Source organism: Lelliottia amnigena, assembly GCF_019047465.1.
GTDB classification, from domain to species: domain Bacteria; phylum Pseudomonadota; class Gammaproteobacteria; order Enterobacterales; family Enterobacteriaceae; genus Enterobacter; species Enterobacter amnigenus.
Genome location: NZ_CP077236.1, coordinates 18,064 through 34,840, shown reverse-complemented (window position 1 = coordinate 34,840; position 16,777 = coordinate 18,064). Strand labels below are relative to the sequence as shown.

The 16,777-nt window shown below is 53.2% G+C and carries 14 protein-coding genes; 13 read left to right on the top strand and 1 reads right to left on the bottom strand.

Going from position 1 to position 16,777, the window contains the following annotated elements:
* Window positions 1-14: 14 nt before the first annotated feature.
* Window positions 15-1,436, bottom strand: a complete 1,422-nt coding sequence (gene fliD, locus I6L74_RS00180) for a flagellar filament capping protein FliD (protein ID WP_059179628.1) — start codon at window positions 1,434-1,436, stop codon at window positions 15-17.
* Window positions 1,437-1,819: 383 nt separating this feature from the next.
* On the opposite strand from fliD, the gene I6L74_RS00175 reads away from it, so the two are divergent.
* The 13 genes from I6L74_RS00175 to I6L74_RS00115 all read left to right on the top strand — a co-directional run bounded on the left by I6L74_RS00175 (window position 1,820) and on the right by I6L74_RS00115 (window position 16,733).
* On the top strand, window positions 1,820-2,656 hold the full coding sequence (locus I6L74_RS00175; RefSeq protein ID WP_059179629.1) for a flagellin N-terminal helical domain-containing protein: 837 nt from the start codon (window positions 1,820-1,822) through the stop codon (window positions 2,654-2,656).
* A gap of 210 nt (window positions 2,657-2,866) precedes the next feature.
* Window positions 2,867-4,282, top strand: a complete 1,416-nt coding sequence (locus I6L74_RS00170) for a hypothetical protein (protein ID WP_059179630.1) — start codon at window positions 2,867-2,869, stop codon at window positions 4,280-4,282.
* 44 nt (window positions 4,283-4,326) lie between these two features.
* Window positions 4,327-7,677, top strand: coding sequence for an O-linked N-acetylglucosamine transferase family protein (locus I6L74_RS00165; RefSeq protein WP_059179631.1), 3,351 nt, complete (start codon window positions 4,327-4,329; stop codon window positions 7,675-7,677).
* A gap of 64 nt (window positions 7,678-7,741) precedes the next feature.
* The gene (locus I6L74_RS00160) at window positions 7,742-8,902 is read left to right on the top strand and encodes a DegT/DnrJ/EryC1/StrS family aminotransferase (RefSeq protein ID WP_059179632.1); all 1,161 of its coding nucleotides are present in this window, start codon (window positions 7,742-7,744) and stop codon (window positions 8,900-8,902) included.
* Window positions 8,899-9,537, top strand: a complete 639-nt coding sequence (locus tag I6L74_RS00155; RefSeq protein ID WP_059179633.1) for an acetyltransferase — start codon at window positions 8,899-8,901, stop codon at window positions 9,535-9,537. The genes I6L74_RS00160 and I6L74_RS00155 overlap by 4 nt, the downstream gene beginning before the upstream one ends.
* Before the next feature lie 24 nt (window positions 9,538-9,561).
* On the top strand, window positions 9,562-9,801 hold the full coding sequence (locus tag I6L74_RS00150) for a hypothetical protein (RefSeq protein WP_059179634.1): 240 nt from the start codon (window positions 9,562-9,564) through the stop codon (window positions 9,799-9,801).
* A gap of 17 nt (window positions 9,802-9,818) precedes the next feature.
* Entirely contained in the window at window positions 9,819-10,565 is a 747-nt protein-coding gene (locus I6L74_RS00145) for an SDR family NAD(P)-dependent oxidoreductase (protein ID WP_059179635.1), read from the top strand.
* Between the two features lie 10 nt (window positions 10,566-10,575).
* Entirely contained in the window at window positions 10,576-11,319 is a 744-nt protein-coding gene (locus I6L74_RS00140) for an SDR family NAD(P)-dependent oxidoreductase (protein ID WP_059179636.1), read from the top strand.
* Window positions 11,316-12,125: a transketolase gene (locus I6L74_RS00135; protein WP_059179637.1), complete on the top strand. Its 810-nt coding sequence runs from the start codon at window positions 11,316-11,318 to the stop codon at window positions 12,123-12,125. The genes I6L74_RS00140 and I6L74_RS00135 overlap by 4 nt, the downstream gene beginning before the upstream one ends.
* Window positions 12,122-13,090 carry a transketolase family protein gene (locus I6L74_RS00130; protein WP_059179638.1) on the top strand — a complete coding sequence of 323 codons (969 nt, stop codon included), beginning with the start codon at window positions 12,122-12,124 and terminating at the stop codon, window positions 13,088-13,090. The genes I6L74_RS00135 and I6L74_RS00130 overlap by 4 nt, the downstream gene beginning before the upstream one ends.
* On the top strand, window positions 13,087-14,469 hold the full coding sequence (locus I6L74_RS00125) for an AMP-binding protein (RefSeq protein WP_059179639.1): 1,383 nt from the start codon (window positions 13,087-13,089) through the stop codon (window positions 14,467-14,469). The genes I6L74_RS00130 and I6L74_RS00125 overlap by 4 nt, the downstream gene beginning before the upstream one ends.
* Window positions 14,462-15,544 carry a LuxE/PaaK family acyltransferase gene (locus I6L74_RS00120; protein ID WP_082691941.1) on the top strand — a complete coding sequence of 361 codons (1,083 nt, stop codon included), beginning with the start codon at window positions 14,462-14,464 and terminating at the stop codon, window positions 15,542-15,544. The genes I6L74_RS00125 and I6L74_RS00120 overlap by 8 nt, the downstream gene beginning before the upstream one ends.
* Window positions 15,528-16,733: an acyl-CoA reductase gene (locus tag I6L74_RS00115; protein ID WP_059179640.1), complete on the top strand. Its 1,206-nt coding sequence runs from the start codon at window positions 15,528-15,530 to the stop codon at window positions 16,731-16,733. The genes I6L74_RS00120 and I6L74_RS00115 overlap by 17 nt, the downstream gene beginning before the upstream one ends.
* The last annotated feature ends 44 nt before the right edge of the window (window positions 16,734-16,777 follow it).

The following is a 16,777-nucleotide window of genomic DNA, read 5'->3' as shown; positions in this document are numbered from 1 at the left end:
GGTTCCTTTCTTATTTACGACTTCGTGCTGAACTGTTGAGTCAGATAGCTGGCGGTACCATTAAATTTGGTGACCAGTGCATCTAAATCACTAAATTGTTTTTTGTAACGCGCCATCGTGGCATCGATGGTGAGTTCCATCGCTTCATAACGCTTGCCGATGGATTTCAGTGTCGCGTTGATACCATCTTTCGCATTTTGAATAACCCCTTCTTTGCCGACGGAGGTGCTGAGCATATCGGTCAGTTTGTTATTCATTTGGGTCGCGAAACCGGTCGTTTTGCCGTCACCAACAAAGTAAGCCTGCACGCCAGCTGGGTTATCTGCTAACACCTGGGTCAGCTTCTTGTCATCAATTTTCAAATTCCCAACTGCGCCGTCAGCGCCTTTGATAGGATCCTGGGTGATGCCCAACTGCGCCATAATGGCATACGATCCACTCTGGACATTGGTCAATAAAGAGCGCAGATCGGACTGTACTCCCCTGATAGTGCTGTCACCCATCAATACGCCGTTGCTGGAAGACTGGGCGGTAGCACCCGTCGCAGGCGGTTCGTATTTGGTCAGAGAAGCAATGGTTGACTGTAATGAGTTATAGGCTGTAACCCAGTCGGTAATGGCTTTTTTATTATCCGTGGTGGAACGCGTTACTGAAAGCGTTTCATCTGCTGTGCTCTGTGCTTTCAGGGTTAAGGTCACCCCTGGCATCGCGTCGTTGATCACGTTGCTCTGGCGGACAATGTCGATACCGTTAACGTTCACAACGGCATTTTGCGATTTGACCTGCTCGTTCAGGGCTGCACTGCCAATCACGTCGTTCAGCGCGTCATCGCCCGTCACTGATACGGTCATATCCGAATCAGTACCGGTGGTTTTTGAGGACAGCATCAAGCGATAATCACCGGTATCGGATTTGATTACGCTTGCGGTCACGCCGCCGTTGGCTGCGTTAATCGCTTTCGCAATGCCATTCAGCGATGTATCACCGTCTGCCAGTTTCACCGTCATCGGTTTGCTGTCAGCGCCAGCCTGGGTGATGGTAATTGTACGGGTGTTATCCGCTGTCGTGCCGCCCAGCTGTTTCGTATTGCTATCAATGGTGCCTGGCGCTGTCGTCAGAACCTGGCCTTTAGCAATCTTGCTGACGTTAACCGTAAACTCGCCAACGTTAGCATTTGTTGAGGTAGTGGCAGCGAACGCGGTATTGGTGCTGGTAACCGTCGTTGAGTTCCAGGTATCAGTGTTAGCCAGCTTAGCCGCAGCGGTTTGCAGATTGGTCAGGGCGCTTTGCAATTTACCGTAACCCGTAATCTGCGCATCGTATTTGGTTTTCTGCGTAGCAATGGCCGTTAATTTTGTCTCTTCAGCAGCCTGTAACTTATCGTACAGGTCTGACAGCCCAGGCAAACCGACGCCGAGGTTACTGATAGTCGCCATACATTGTTCCTTGTCAATGGTAGTTTCAGACTTATATCGGCCATACACCGGAAAAGTTTACGGTAAGCTCAAAAAAATAAATCGTGGAATTACCCCCTCAAACGGAGGCTTATAGAAGCATAACGCTCGCCTCGACAGTTCAAATCCAGGATCGACCCTTAATAAAGCGCGCAATGCGGATGCACGGGAGGCGAGATTTTGAACGCGTAAAAGGAATGCTTAAAGCGTGGATGAAAAAACAATTCTTTTAAAAACAGTGAATTAAAAAATTCCTTCGATATTTTCTAAAGTCTTTTTCAGACCCGTCGATAACCTTGTTGACGGTGAGAGACGCCGTGAGTGTTAGACACCGACCCTAAAAATCAATTTGAAGGAATTTAATCATGGCAGTTATCAATACTAACCTGTTGTCCCTGACTACTCAGAACAACCTGAACAAATCTCAGTCTTCCCTGGGTACCGCTATCGAGCGTCTGTCTTCTGGTCTGCGTATCAACAGCTCTAAAGATGATGCTGCTGGCCAGGCGATTGCTAACCGTATGAACTCCCAGATTAAAGGGATGACTCAGGCAGCACGTAACGCAAACGACGGTATCTCTCTGGTTCAGACTGCTGAAGGCAACCTGAACGAAATCAACACCAACTTACAGCGTATCCGTGAACTGTCTGTACAGGCAGCAAACGACACCAACGGTTCAACTGACCTGGATTCAATCAACACTGAAATCACTCAGCGTCTGTCTGAAATCGACCGTATCGCGGGTGGTGCTAACTTCAACGGCAAAAGCCTGCTGAACGGTGCGGTATCTACCGCTCTGAGCATTCAGGTTGGTGCTGGTGTTTCTACTAACGACACCATCTCTATCGACAGCACTGCGCTGATCAACGCAACTTCCGGTACTCTGAGCTCCACTCTGAGCACCAAAATTGCTGATAACTCTACTGCACAGGCTGTTATCTCTGCTGCTGACGAAGCTATCGGTAAAATCGACGAAGCTCGTTCAAACATGGGTGCGATTCAGAACCGTTTCGAATCTACCATCAACAACCTGAACAACTCTATCACTAACCTGTCTGCTGCTCAGTCCCGTATCCAGGACGCTGACTACGCTACCGAAGTTTCTAACATGTCTCGCGCGCAGATCCTGCAGCAGGCTGGTACTTCTGTACTGTCTCAGGCAAACCAGGTTCCTCAGGCGATGCTGTCCCTGCTGCGTTAATTTCGCAGAATATTCAGAAAAGGTTGCTGGAAACAGCAGCCTTTTTTTTGCCTCTCTTTCCTTAATTACGTCAGCCTCCTCGTTTTCTAATATCGAAAATAAGCCCTTCATTTAGGTTTTGTTCCCCCCATTATGGTTGCCGCTCTGGTGATAACCTTTCAGCATCTGCAGTATTGGCTAAAAATCGTGTCACCACAGGTTACGTAAAATATGACTAATTACGCTCGTACCCGAGCTTTGCATCAATTTTATCGGGATGTCTTTACCCGTACGATCTCTTTGCCTGATGCCGATGCTCTTCCCGCGCATCTTGTGGTCGAAATCCTGAACTATGCCAATGCTGATTTTGACTCGCTCGAAGCGAAACTCTGGGATGCGGAAACCGATTTAGACACGGAAAACGATCGCGCATTAAAGCTGATGATGAGTTCAGTTGCACTCGCTAACGGTGCATTTGATGGTCGCTCTGACGGACCGCTGGCAGCCGAAAAAGTCGCGCTGATCACCCGTCAGGTCGTAGAGGCCATGCAGCTCTCGGACAACGTCAATTATCTGGTGGCGTCTATTCAACTGCTGTTCCGCGTCAATGAAATCGACTCGGTGCTGTTCCTTATCTCTAACAATCTTTCAACGCTCAGCGAAACGCCAGATGTCCTTAAAATCCTGCTGCTCATCTGTCTGATGGAAGAGGATTACAACCAGGCGCATGTAGTGATTCAGCAGTTAACGTCGAACGCCGATCTGATTGGCGAAGATCGCATGACGCTGGTGATGGTGGTGTGCTGCATCTATAAGCTGGGCGGTTATCCCGATTCGTTTATTGATTTCCGACCGCTGGCGGAACCCGCGCCAGAACTGGATGCATCCCGTTACGAATGGCTGATCGCGCCGGAAGATAACGGCAAAACGACCGTGCTGGTGGCGTGCGATAAAGGCTATTACTACGAACACGCTATCGCGCTGCTGCTCTCCCTCTATGAAACCAACGGCACCGCGCTGAACGTCCATTTCCACATTTATAACTGCGACGCAGAAATGATTTCGCATTTGAAGTCGCTTGGCGAAAAACTGCCAGGGCTGTCGATCTCACTCAGTAGCGAATATTTTGCCGCGCTCAAAGCGGTCAATGTCCATTACGCCTGCCGCCGCTTTGTCTTCCTGAGCCATGCGATCGAGAAAATCACCGGGCCGGTGATGGTGCTGGACGCCGATTGCCTGGTGAGAAAACCGTGGGATGAGGTGAAAACGCGCTACCAGGATAACGAACTGATCTTCTCGCATCATCAGGGGTTGCCGCTGTGGGAACAGATCCCGGCCGGATTCGTCTATACCCGCGGCGGTGAAATCTCGCAAAAGTATTTTGCGGCGGTGGGGCATTTCATCGACGTTAACCTGGCGAGTGACAAAGCCGAATGGTTCCTCGATCAAATCGCGCTCTCTTTTGCGGTTGATATCTTATCCCCGGTTGAGCAGATGGCCATTGGTCGCGAACCGACGGAAGAACTTATTGATATCAGGCATTCCGACGCGGCGTTTAGCTGGGTGGTGACCACCAAGAAAAACGCTGCTGGTCCTTATCAGGACTATAAACGCCAGCTGAATAGCAAATATCTGCCAGAGGCCTGAGCCGCGGCAAAGACAGTTTCATTCTTTATTTTGGATACGTTATCGTGACACGCGTTTACTCTGCCTCTCGTCATACGCCAGTTGCTTTTCATGCGGCGGCCTCGCTTTATCTCGCTGATGCGGTTATTCCCGCAGAGGCGCGTATTCTGGAGCTGGGATGCGGGCAGGGTGAATCCTTGATTGCCAACGCGCTGGCCTGGCCCGCAAGCGTGGCGATTGGCGTCGATATTCATGAAGACGACATCGCTCGCGGTCAACAGCAGATCGCGCAGTATGCGCTGGCGAACATTGAGCTGCATCATGCCGGGCTTGCCGATCTGCTGGCCTCCGATTTGGGTGAATTTGATTACATCATCCTGCGCGGGCTGTTTTCTCTGATGGGAGGCGACGAGCGCACAGCGCTGCTGGCCTGGTGCCAGACGCACCTTTCCGCACAGGGCATGATGGCGATTCACTGGCAGGTACTGCCGGGCGCGCACGATGCGAAAACGCTGCAGGACTCGCTCAGCTTCCACGCCAGCGGCGCAGAGGGTATCGACGCTCAGCTGGATTCCGCGCGCGGGATGCTCAGCTATCTGGCGATGACGCTGCCCGAAGGCGGCCTGAAAAATCAGGTCACTGACGCAGAGCAAAGCAGCGATCTGACGCTCGCGTTCCGCTATCTCGGCAATATCAATCAGGCCGATTATTTCACCGATTTCCATCAGCAAATCACCGATGCGGGCTTTAGCTATATTGGCGATGCCGTTCCTCAATCTGAAGTGGCGAACACGTTCGGCATCCAGACAGGGCAGATGCATGCCCTGATTAGCGGCGGCAGCTCACGTGAGAAAAGCCAGCAGTATCTTGATTTTGCCGTCAACCGCCGCGAACGTTTTAGCCTGCTCTCGCATGCTGGAGCGCACGACGCTGCGACTACGCCAGACCTGAAATCGGTTGAGCATTTGCACTGGGCAGGCTGCTTTAAGCGTCAGATCAACCACTTTGGCGTAGCGGCGAACGGACATATCGGGCTGGATGGCACACCGCTGAAAACGGAAAACAAAACCACGCTACAAATCCTGGATGTCCTGACGGAAGTCTGGCCGTTGAGTTTGAGCTTCGAGCAGCTGCTTTTCCACTGTCGCTTCCCGGAAGATACGGCCAGCGACACCCGCGCTGAGCTGGTCGCCTCGCTGCAGGATCTGCTGGGGAACACCATCAATGGCCTCATGATCAGCGCCGTTCCTTCGCCTTATAACGACGCCATTGACACCGTTTTGCGGCCCATTGTGCCCGTGACGGAAGAGGCGTTTGCAGAGCAGGATTTCATCACTCTCGGTAATTACTGGGGGCAAACCGTAACGCTTAGCCGCGAAGAGTGGGTCTTTGCCACGGATGAGATAAAAAACAGCGATGAATCAAGCTGGCTGCTGTTTTGCGCGCTGCGTGACAAAGGCCTGCTGACCGGTTCGACCGCTGCGTGGCGTGCCGGTTTCCAGCGATTTATGAAGTCCGACAATGTGGCAATCATTAAGCAGGTTTATACCGCACTGCTGATCTTCAGCTGTGAACGTAAATACGGTGGTTTCCCGCTCAAAATAGATCTCAAGCCGATATCGGTCGAAGACAATCAACAGTACGACAGCGTGTACGATGAAGTTAACGCGCTTATCAGGCAAGGGCGTAATAAAGAGGGGCGTGAACGGCTGGAGAGTTTGCTCGAAGCCGATCCGGACAACGTTCATCTGCTGCGCTGTCAGGCGCGGTCAAGCCTGCTAATGGGCGCGTGGAAATCGTCGCTACAGCTGAGTAGCCGTCTGCTGGGCCAGTTTTCCATGCACTGGGATAGCTATTTCGATCTGGCAACTGCGCTGTTTAAAACCAACGATCTTCTGCAGGCTCGCCAGTTACTGCGGGCATTACTGCGCATTAACGATAAAAATGCCAACTGCTGGAACCTGCTCGCGTGTATCTACCACGAACGTCGGGAAATGGCGGTCGCTGAGAAATGTGCCCGGCAGGCCATTCGTCTGCGGGCAGACGTGCCGTATTTCCTGAGCATCATAGGCATCATCCTCAGCGATAACCAAAAAATGGCTGATGCGCGCTATTTCCTGCAAAAAGCACTGACGTTGAAAAGTTATGATTTTGATACCTTTACCAGCCTGCTGTTTGTGTTGACGCATGATGCCAGCGTAACGCCCGCCGAGCTGTTTGCTGCCCATCAGGATTATGGCCGTCAGCTGAATGAATGGTGTGCTGCACAGCAGGTGAACATCCGCTATTTCGGCAATAAAGACCCCAACCGTAAGCTGCGTGTCGGGTTCGTCTCGGGTGACCTGCGCATTCATCCGGTCAGCAATTTCTTCCTGCCATTCTGGGATAACCTGAACCGCGATCGGTTTGATGTCATTGCTTACCACACCATCGATAAAAGTGATGCGGTCAGAGACCATTACGATCAAACCGCTACCCTGAGCCGCCTGGTGACTGAACTTAGCGCCGCCGAAGTGGCGAAGCAAATCGCCGAGGATCAGATTGATATTCTGATTGACCTGTCTGGCCACACCACGGGCACCCGTCTGCCGGTGTTTGGTTTTAAACCTGCGCCCATTCAGATGACCTGGATTGGTTATCCCGGCACCACCGGTCTTGAGCAGATGGATTACCGTATCACCACGCCAGGGCTTGGCAAACCGGGTGAAATGGACGATCAGTACACGGAAAAATTGCTCTACATGCCGCTGCGCAGTTTCTTTGCACCCAGTGAGCTTAGCCCTGACGTCAACCCGCTACCGGCGTTGAGCAATGGCTATTTCACCTATGGCAGCTTCAACCGTTCCAAAAAACTCAACAATGAGGTTTTCGCCGTGTGGGCGCAAATCATGGCGCGTAATCCGACGGCCAAATTGCTCATTGGCTTTATGGACGACGACGAAATGATTGCCCGCTATCGCAAAAAACTGTGTGCGCTCGGGGTGCTGGATTCACAGCTGATTTTCCGTAAAACGACCGGGCTTGAAAATTATCTGCGTATGCACCACGAGGTGGATATTTTGCTCGACTCCTTCCCTTACACCGGTGGCACGACCACAAGCCATGCCGTCTGGATGGGGGTGCCCACGCTGAGCATTGCGGGCGGAACAACGTCTTCCCGACAGGGCGTGGAAATCATGCATATCTACGGCCTACAAAAGTTTGTCGCCACCAGCCAGCAGGATTACGTCGAGAAAGCCGTCGCGTGGCAAAGCAACCTCGAAGAACTCAACGGCTGGCGACAGAGAATGCGCCAGCAAATGCCGCTCAAGCAGGATGGATTTGACGTCGCAGCACCGCTGGAAAAGGCGCTGCGTCAGGCGTGGCAGATATATTGTGCCGGGCAACCAGCGCAAAGTTTTACGGTAGAAGAGTAGGGCGGTTCGCGGCGGCGTCATTGCGCTCGCGAAGGCAAACACAGTTTTATTTTGAAGGTGCGCTATGAAGAATAATGTTTACGTCACCAGCCCGCTGCTTCCGCCGCTGGAGGAATTTATTCCTTACCTGGAGCAAATCTGGGACAACAAGTTTTTAACCAACGGCGGTCAGTTCCACCAGCAGCTGGAGAAAGCGCTGGCGGACTATCTTGGCGTTGAACATTTGTGTCTGTTTTCCAACGGCACGTTGGCGTTGCTGACGGCATTACAGGCGCTGCGCATTACCGGAGAAGTGATCACCACGCCGTATTCGTTTGTGGCGACCTCCCATTCATTGCTGTGGAACGGTCTCACGCCTGTCTTCGCGGATATTGATCCGGTCACCTGCAATATCGATCCGGCGAAGCTTGAACAGCTGATCACGCCTGCCACCTCGGCGATCCTGCCCGTGCACTGCTACGGAATTCCGTGCGATGTCGACGGCATCCAGAAGATTGCCGATGCCTGGGGTTTGAAGGTGATTTACGATGCGGCCCACGCGTTCGGCGTGAAAAAAGATGGCCAGAGCGTACTGAACTGCGGCGATCTGTCGATTCTGAGCTTCCACGCCACGAAGGTGTTCAACACCTTTGAAGGCGGGGCGATTATCTGTCCGGACGCCAGAATGAAGCAACGCATCGACTATCTGAAAAACTTTGGCTTTGCCGACGAGACGACCGTCGTTGCGCCGGGCATTAACGCCAAAATGAACGAAGTTCAGGCCGCGTTTGGCCTGGTGCAGCTGCAACACATTGACGGTGCGTTAGCGGCCCGTGCGGACATTTATGCGCGCTACTGCGAACTGCTCAGCGATATCGATGGGATTGAGGTCTTTCGTGCGCCGGACAACGTGGAGTGGAATCACGCCTATTTCCCGGTCATCGTCAACGATGCGTACCCGATCGGCCGCGACCAGCTCTATGACGTGCTAAAAGAGGTGAATATTTACTCCCGCCGTTATTTCTACCCGCTGATCAGCTCGTTCTCGATGTATCGCCATCTGCCCTCAGCCAGCCCGCAAAATCTGCCGGTGGCCGAGGGTATTTCGCAGAAGATTCTTTGTCTGCCGATTTACCCTGATTTGACGCAGGACGATCAGGATCGTGTGGTGGCGATGATTCGCCAGTACAGCGCGACCGCCGCGAATCAACCGCTGGTGCGCCATGCAGATGGAGAAGTGGCATGAAACTGGGTATTTATGGCGCAGGCGGCCTGGGACGCGAAGTCTTAATGCTGGCACAGCAGCTGAATCAATCCTCACGCTGGGAAGAGATCTTTTTTATTGATGATGTGACGGACGAAAATGTGGTCTCCGGCGTGCCGGTTCACCGCTTTGCGCTGCTGGATCATCCCTGCACGGAAGTGGTGATCGCCATTGGCGAGCCCGCCGCGCGGCAGAAACTGGCTGAGAAAGTGTTGGCGAAAACCAGCCTGGCGACGTTAATCCATCCCTCTGTTTTTATTCCGTCGGGAACGCACATTGGTGCGGGCGCGATTATCTGCGACCACGCCTTTATTTCCTGCGACGTTTTTATTGCAGAAAACACCCTGATTCAGCCGCACGCGAGTGTGGGTCATGATACGCACGTTGGCGTGCACAGCGTGGTGTCCAGCAACGTGACGCTGGCCGGGCACTGCGTGGTCGGCAAGCGCGTCTTTATCGGAATGAATTCTGCCATTAAAGAAAAAACCACCCTCGGTGATGACGTCATCATTGGCATGGGCAGCGCCGTGTTCAGCGATATTGCCGATGAGTCTGTCGCGCTGGGTAATCCGGCGCGCGTGATGCGCAAAAACGATCAAAAGAAAGTATTTAAGTAACTGTTTTATCTGGAGCTATTTCACATGACTAACTTAGTAAAATACAACGCGATTTTCGTCGAAACCTTTGAAGTGTCAGAAGATATTCTGCCTACCTATAAATATCAGGATACGCCGTCGTGGGATTCCGTGGGCCATATGAGCATGATTGCCGCGCTGGAAGAGACCTTCGACATCATGCTGGACACCGAAGACATTATTGATTTCTCCTCCTGGGAAAAAGGGAAAGAGATCCTTAATAAATATGATGTTGAAGTTGCCTGATTAACGGAGAGGTAAACATGTTACTGGCCGGGAAAACTGCCGTTATTACTGGATGCCTGCAGGGAATTGGTCAGGCAACGCTCGTGGCCTTCGCCCGCCAGGGTGCGAACCTGTTTGCCTGCGTTCAGCAGGAAGATGAGGCCTTTTTGGCCTTCATCCGCGACCTGAGTGAAGAACACGGCGTGTCTATCACGCCTGTTAGCTTTGATTTGCTGGATGATGCCTCAATCAAAAACGCGGCGATGACCATTCAAAAAGCCAAGCAGCCGATTGATATCCTCGTGAATGTGGCGGGAATCACGCTTGATGCGCTGTTCCCGATGGTCACGCTGGCTCAGATGCAAAAAACCTTCACCATCAATTTCTTCTCGCAGATGGTCTTTACCCAGTATATGACGCGTTTAATGCTACGTAATAAGCGCGGCAGTATCATCAATATCGCCAGTATTTCTGGCCTGGACGGCAACGTCGGTCAGTTATCGTACTCAGCGTCGAAAGCGGCGATGGTGGCGGCGACCAAAACGCTCTCTGCAGAACTTGCGCCACAGGGGATACGCGTGAATGCGGTGGCACCCGGCGTGATTAAGACCGCGATGACGGAGAATTTACCGGAATCCGTGGTCGCTAAAAAAATGGCGGCAGCGGCGATTTCACGCCCTGGTCTTGCCGAAGAGGTGGCAAACACACTTTGCTGGTTAGCGTCTGATGCGGCGAGCTACGTCACCGGACAGGTTATCCGCGTTGACGGCGGCATTGGTCATTAAGGAGCATCGTATGCTGTTAAAAGATAAAAATGTGATTATCACCGGCTGCAAGCGCGGTATTGGTCGGGCGATGGTTGAAGCATTCGCGGCGAATGGCGCCAATGTTTATGCCCACGCCCGCAGCGCTGACGATGCGTTTTTAGCCGACATGGCTGAGATTGCTGCACGTCACGACGTCGAAATTTGGCCGCTCTGTTTTGATTTGACCGACACGGCCGCGATGAAGCTGGCGGTCAAACAGCTGATGAGCGACAAGCGTCCGCTGCATGGCCTGGTCAATAACGCAGGTATCACGCTGAATGCGCTGTTCCAGATGACCACCGAGCAGGCGTTACGCCAGCAGTTTGAAGTCAACTTCTTCGCGCTGTTCAATTTTACTCAGTCGGTCTCAAAACTGATGACCCGCCAGAAGCAGGGCAGTATCGTCAATATCGCCTCAACGGCCGCGCAGGATGGTAATGCTGGTAAATCCGCATACGGCGCATCAAAAGCGGCGGTGATTGCCTTAACAGAGTCGATTGCCACAGAGCTGGGTGAAACCGGGATCCGCGCGAACTGCATCGCGCCGGGCATTACCGATACCGATATGCTGGACACCTTGCCAGCGGCCATTATCGAAGCCACGCGCAATCAGACGGATCTCCGCCGTCTGGGTAATCCGTCTAACATCGCCGATGCGGCGGTCTTTTTGGTCTCCGATTTGGCCAGCTACATTACCGGTCAGACAATTCGCGTCGACGGGGGATTACGATGAAATCGCTCGCTGAACTGCAGCTGGCCGCCCGCCAGATCCGCCGCTCGATCGTTGATGTCGCGTTCCATGCGCCCGTTGACGGCGTACATCTTGGCTCGGCGCTGTCGATGGTCGATATCGCCACCGTTCTGTATGGATCGGTGATGCGTTATCAGCCAGAGAATATGGCCGCTCAGGAACGCGATCGTTTTTTATTAAGTAAAGGGCATGCCGCGCTGGCACTCTATACGACATTGCACCATTACGGCGTGCTCAGCGATGAACAGCTGGCGACCTTCGACCAGAGCGGATCGCAATTTCCGGCGTTAACGCCGATGAATCCCGCGCTGGGGATTGATTTCGCGGGCGGTTCGCTTGGGCTTGGCGTCGGTTTTGCCAGCGGTATCGCCTGGCATCAGCGTCTCAAGCAACAGCCGTGGCACAGCTATGTGGTGTTGGGCGATGGCGAATGTAATGAAGGATCTATCTGGGAGAGCGCACTTTTTGCTGCGCATCACGGATTAGATAATCTGACGGCTATCGTTGACGTCAACGGATATCAGTCGGATATCGCCTGCGAGCAAACCCTAAAAATGAATTTCCCCGCGCTGTGGCAAGCCTGCGGCTGGCACGTCGAAGTGTGCGACGGGCACGATATTCAGGCGCTGCGACAGGCCTTTGCTGCACCTTCCCACAACAAACCAAAAGCGGTTATCGCCACTACCGTGAAAGGGAAGGGGATCTCCTTTATGGAAAATAACAACGCGTTTCACCGCGCGAAACTGTCAGCGGCGCAGCACGGCGCTGCGCTGGAGGAGCTGGTATGAAAATTTCCGTTTCTCCCGCTGACGTCCGCGCCTGGTCGATGATGGGCACGCGCGGCACCTTTGGCGTGACGCTGCTAAACCTCGCCCAGCAGAATCCGAATATTATTGGGCTGACGGCGGACCTGGGTATTACGTCGGGCATGGAGCGTTTTAGCCACACGTTCCCCGAACGCTATATCAACGTGGGGATTGCTGAGCAAAATCTGATGGGTGTGGCCGCGGGGATTGCGTCTCAGGGAAGCATTCCCTTTGCGACGACATTTGCGAATTTTGCCGCGCTGCGAGCCTGCGAACAAATGCGCCATTACATGGGGTATTTGCAGGGCAACATTAAGGTCGTCGGGCTGGCGTCGGGTTTTGCGATGGGCATGTTTGGCACCACGCACTACGGAATCGAAGATATCGCCACGCTGCGGTCGATTCCGAATTTAACCATTCTTTCTCCTGCTGATGCGACCGCGACCGCGCTGCTGACTCTCGCAGCGGCGGAGCATCACGGTCCCGTTTATCTGCGCCTCACGGGCGGTATGCGCACGCCGATTGTCTATCGTGACGCCGTTGAGTTCACACCCGGCAAAGCGAACGTGCTTCGGGAGGGGACGGACGTTGCGCTGGTCGCGACCGGCAGCATGGTGTCGGCATCGCTGAAGGTAGCAGACCTGCTGGCCGAGCGCGGGATCAGCTGCAGCGTGGTGGATATGTTTACCATCAAACCGCTGGATACCGACGCGCTGAAAAAACAGCTGGGCTGCAAACTGATGGTCAGTGTCGAAGAACATAGCGTGATCGCCGGGCTGGGCAGTGCTGTCGCCGAATTTTTGGTGACTCAGCCAACCACGCCGCGCCTGTTAACCATTGGTATTCCGCAGGGTTACGGCCCGGCTGGCGAATACGCGTGGATGCTGGAGCAAAGCGGACTGACCGCAGCGCAGATCGCGGGTGCGATTCTGGAGACCGGGCTATGACACCCTTCTGGCACCTTGAACAGTACGGCGATGCGGTGGCGGTTATCAGCGATGATGAAACACAGCTGACCTATCGCCAGCTGGCGCACGCGGTCAACACGCTTGCAGAACAGTTAACCGCCCGCGCGCTGGTTTTTTGTCTGTGCGATAACAGTCCCGGCGCGCTGGTGGGCTATCTGGCCTGTCTGAACGCTCGAGCCGTGCCGCTGATGCTGGACAAAAATATCGCCCCGGAACTGCTGCAACAGCTAATGGCTATCTATCGCCCTGGTTTCGTCTGGAAACAGGATGACGCCGACGCGGGTAGCTATCAGCTGCACGATTTACATCAGCCCGCGCCGGAGATGGACGATACGCTGGCACTGCTGATTGCCACGTCAGGTTCGACGGGCAGCCCGAAACTGGTGCGCCAGAGTTATCAAAACCTGCTCAGTAACACCCACAGTATCGTTGATTATCTCGCTATCGATAGCCACGAGCGCGCGCTCGCCTGGCTGCCGATGAACTACGTGTACGGCCTGTCGATTATCAATACCCATCTGGCGCAAGGGGCCACGCTGCTGTTGACCAACAGCGGGCCGGTTCAACCGACGTTCTGGCGTTTTTTGAAACAGCATGCGGCCACATCGTTATCCGGCGTGCCTTACAGCTGGGAAATTCTCAAAAAATTGCGCTTTACCCGCATGGATCTCCCGTCGCTAAAAACGCTGACTCAGGCGGGGGGAAAATTACGCCCGGAACTGCAAAGTGAGCTGGCGACGTGGGCAGCGGAAAAAGGATTACGCTTTTTCGTCATGTATGGCGCAGCGGAAGCCACCTCGCGGATGGGTTTTTTGCCCCCGGCGCTATCGGTGAATAATCCCGGCGTGATGGGAAGGGCGATCCCCGGTGGCCGATTTGCGCTCGAAGATGAGACCGGGACTGAAATCACCGCAGCGGGACAGCGCGGTGAGCTGATTTATTACGGTGAGAATGTGACGCTCGGTTACGCGACCTGCCGTGAAGACCTGGTCAAAGGTGACGAGCGCCAGGGGCGTCTGGCTACCGGCGATCTGGCAAGCGTTGATGAGAAGGGGTTGTACACCATCGTCGGGCGAAAGACGCGTTTTCTGAAAGTGTTCGGCAACCGCGTCGGGCTGGATGAGCTTGAGCATCTGGTTCTGAATGCCTTCCCGGCGACGGAGTGCGTGGTGGTTGGGCGTGACGACAACGTTCAGGTGTTTATCACCGATGCCGCTCAGACTGAAGCGGTCAAAAGCTATCTTGCACAAACCTGCCAGCTTCACCATTCTGCCTTTACGGTGAAAGGGATCGACGCGATTCCTAAAAATCCGGCAGGTAAGACGCTGTACCGAGAGCTGGAGGCGTTCTGTGATTGAGTTTGATGCGTGGCTGGAACACGGGCCCTACGCGTTTGAGCGCCAGGAAAAGCGTGAGCATCTGCTGCAACGACTGCGCAAACTGACGGAACATCATCAGGAGCACTGCGAGCCGTACCGCAACATTTTGCAGGGGCTGGGCTGCGATGTGTCGCAACTTCAACAGCCTGAAGATATCCCGTTTTTGCCCGTGTCGCTGTTTAAAACGTTGACGCTTAAAAGCGTGCCGGATGAAGAGGTAGTGAAAACCATGACCTCTTCAGGGACGACAGGGCAGGCGGTGTCGCGTATTTTTCTCGATAAGATGACGGCGGCGCGACAGCAGAAAACACTGGTGCGAATTGTCAGCCATTTCACTGGCGCCGGGCGTTTGCCCATGCTCATTCTCGATACGCCGGCGGTGATGAAAGATCGCAATATGTTCTCTGCGCGCGGCGCGGGGATCCTCGGATTTTCGATGTTCGGCTCCGACCGGTGCTGGGCGTTAACGGATACCATGGCGCTGGATATCGACGGCATCACCGCGTTTCTGGAACGTCATCAGGGTAAACCTATTCTGCTGTTTGGTTTTACCTTTATGGTCTGGCAGCATTTTTATCAGGCGCTTAAGGAAAGCGGCGTTAAGCTGGATTTAGCGAACGGGATCCTTATCCACGGCGGTGGCTGGAAAAAGCTTCAGTCGCAGGCGGTTTCCGCCAGCGCGTTTGCCGATGCGTTGCACAGCGTGTGCGGCCTGACGAAAGTGTATGATTATTACGGCATGGTGGAACAAACCGGCTGCATCTATATGCAGTGTGAGCACGGCCATCTACACGCCAGTATTTTCTCGGATGTTATCGTGCGCGATCCATTGGATCTTTCACCCTGCCCGCACGGTAAGCCAGGTATTATCCAGGTGCTCTCGACGCTCCCGGAATCTTATCCTGGGCATTCATTGTTGACGGAAGATGAAGGGGTTGTGCTGGGCGAGGATGATTGTCCGTGCGGCAGAGCCGGAAAGTATTTTCGTATTATCGGTCGACTTAAAAATGCAGAAATAAGAGGATGCAGTGATACCTATGCCGCCGATTTTTAAAACGTTGCGTTATCGGGTAGGCAACGAACAGGTGCTGGAGCAGATGCGCGATGTTCAGCCGCGTATTCCATTTGACCCGGACGTGATCGCGTTTTTGCAATCCTTTTCAAAAATTTTGCTTACGGAACCGCAGGCACGCCCGCACAGCGATGTTATTTCCCTGGCATTCTGGTGTCGGAAAGCGGCGCTGGAACAAATGAAAAAAGCGCACGCCTATAATGAATTATTGCTGGGCAGAGGTATTACGTTCCATATTGCGCCATCCAATGTTGCCGTCAATTTTGCTTACTCTTTGTTTGCTGGATTACTAACCGGAAATACCAACGTCGTGCGGCTGCCCTCGAAACCTTTTGTTCAGGTGGATATTATTTGCCAGGCGCTTAACCAGGCGCTTGAACATCATGTTGCGATACGTGAATTGATTTGTCTGGTGCAATATGGGCATGAGCCAGAAATTAATCACGCACTCTCTGCGATGTGTCAGGCTCGTATGATTTGGGGGGGCGATAAAACCATCGCATTAATTCGTCAGTCACCCATGTCCGCACGTGCAGTCGATATTGCTTTTGCCGATCGCTATTCCATTGCCGTTATTCAGGCCGATGCTTATCTCGCCGCCGACAATAAACAGCGTATTGCGCAAAACTTTTATAACGACACATTATTAACCGACCAACAGGCTTGTACCTCCCCAAAATTGGTAGTGTGGTTGGGTGAGCAAAAAGCCGAGGCCCGCGTCCTATTTTGGACTGAGTTTGAGGCTTGCTTGCGCGACAAACCTGTGCCAGAAGCGGTTTCCGTGGTGAAAACATTGGCTGATTATTGTGAGCGCGCGGCGCGTAGCCCTGAATTAAAATATATTCCGTCAGAAACGCGGCATATTTTCCGGGTCGAAGCGGAAAAAGTGACTCAGGACATGCTGGAAAATCATCATGGCAGCGGCCTTTTTTATGAGTGGCTACTCGATGATATTAGTGAAATGGCGCCCGTGTGCGGTGAAAAATGCCAAACTGTCGCAACGTTGGGTTTAACAGAAAATAACATTAAGCAGTTTATTCAAAACGTGGCTCCAAAAGGCGTTGATCGAATAGTTGCAGTGGGTCAAACCATGGAATTTACACTGCACTGGGATGGCTATGATTTGTTAAAAACATTAACCCGGACAATCACTTTGTCGCCCGGCTATTAGTCGGGCAGTCTCCTTTTTTGCATTACCCTTCAAATAACCCCTCA

Excerpts from the sequence above, each read along its gene's own strand:
- fliD (WP_059179628.1), bottom strand. The coding sequence starts at position 1,436 with ATGGCGACTATCAGTAACCTCGGCGTCGGTTTGCCTGGGCTGTCAGAC.
- I6L74_RS00175 (WP_059179629.1), top strand. The coding sequence starts at position 1,820 with ATGGCAGTTATCAATACTAACCTGTTGTCCCTGACTACTCAGAACAAC.
- I6L74_RS00170 (WP_059179630.1), top strand. The coding sequence starts at position 2,867 with ATGACTAATTACGCTCGTACCCGAGCTTTGCATCAATTTTATCGGGAT.
- I6L74_RS00160 (WP_059179632.1), top strand. The coding sequence starts at position 7,742 with ATGAAGAATAATGTTTACGTCACCAGCCCGCTGCTTCCGCCGCTGGAG.
- I6L74_RS00155 (WP_059179633.1), top strand. The coding sequence starts at position 8,899 with ATGAAACTGGGTATTTATGGCGCAGGCGGCCTGGGACGCGAAGTCTTA.
- I6L74_RS00150 (WP_059179634.1), top strand. The coding sequence starts at position 9,562 with ATGACTAACTTAGTAAAATACAACGCGATTTTCGTCGAAACCTTTGAA.
- I6L74_RS00145 (WP_059179635.1), top strand. The coding sequence starts at position 9,819 with ATGTTACTGGCCGGGAAAACTGCCGTTATTACTGGATGCCTGCAGGGA.
- I6L74_RS00140 (WP_059179636.1), top strand. The coding sequence starts at position 10,576 with ATGCTGTTAAAAGATAAAAATGTGATTATCACCGGCTGCAAGCGCGGT.
- I6L74_RS00135 (WP_059179637.1), top strand. The coding sequence starts at position 11,316 with ATGAAATCGCTCGCTGAACTGCAGCTGGCCGCCCGCCAGATCCGCCGC.
- I6L74_RS00130 (WP_059179638.1), top strand. The coding sequence starts at position 12,122 with ATGAAAATTTCCGTTTCTCCCGCTGACGTCCGCGCCTGGTCGATGATG.
- I6L74_RS00125 (WP_059179639.1), top strand. The coding sequence starts at position 13,087 with ATGACACCCTTCTGGCACCTTGAACAGTACGGCGATGCGGTGGCGGTT.
- I6L74_RS00115 (WP_059179640.1), top strand. The coding sequence starts at position 15,528 with ATGCCGCCGATTTTTAAAACGTTGCGTTATCGGGTAGGCAACGAACAG.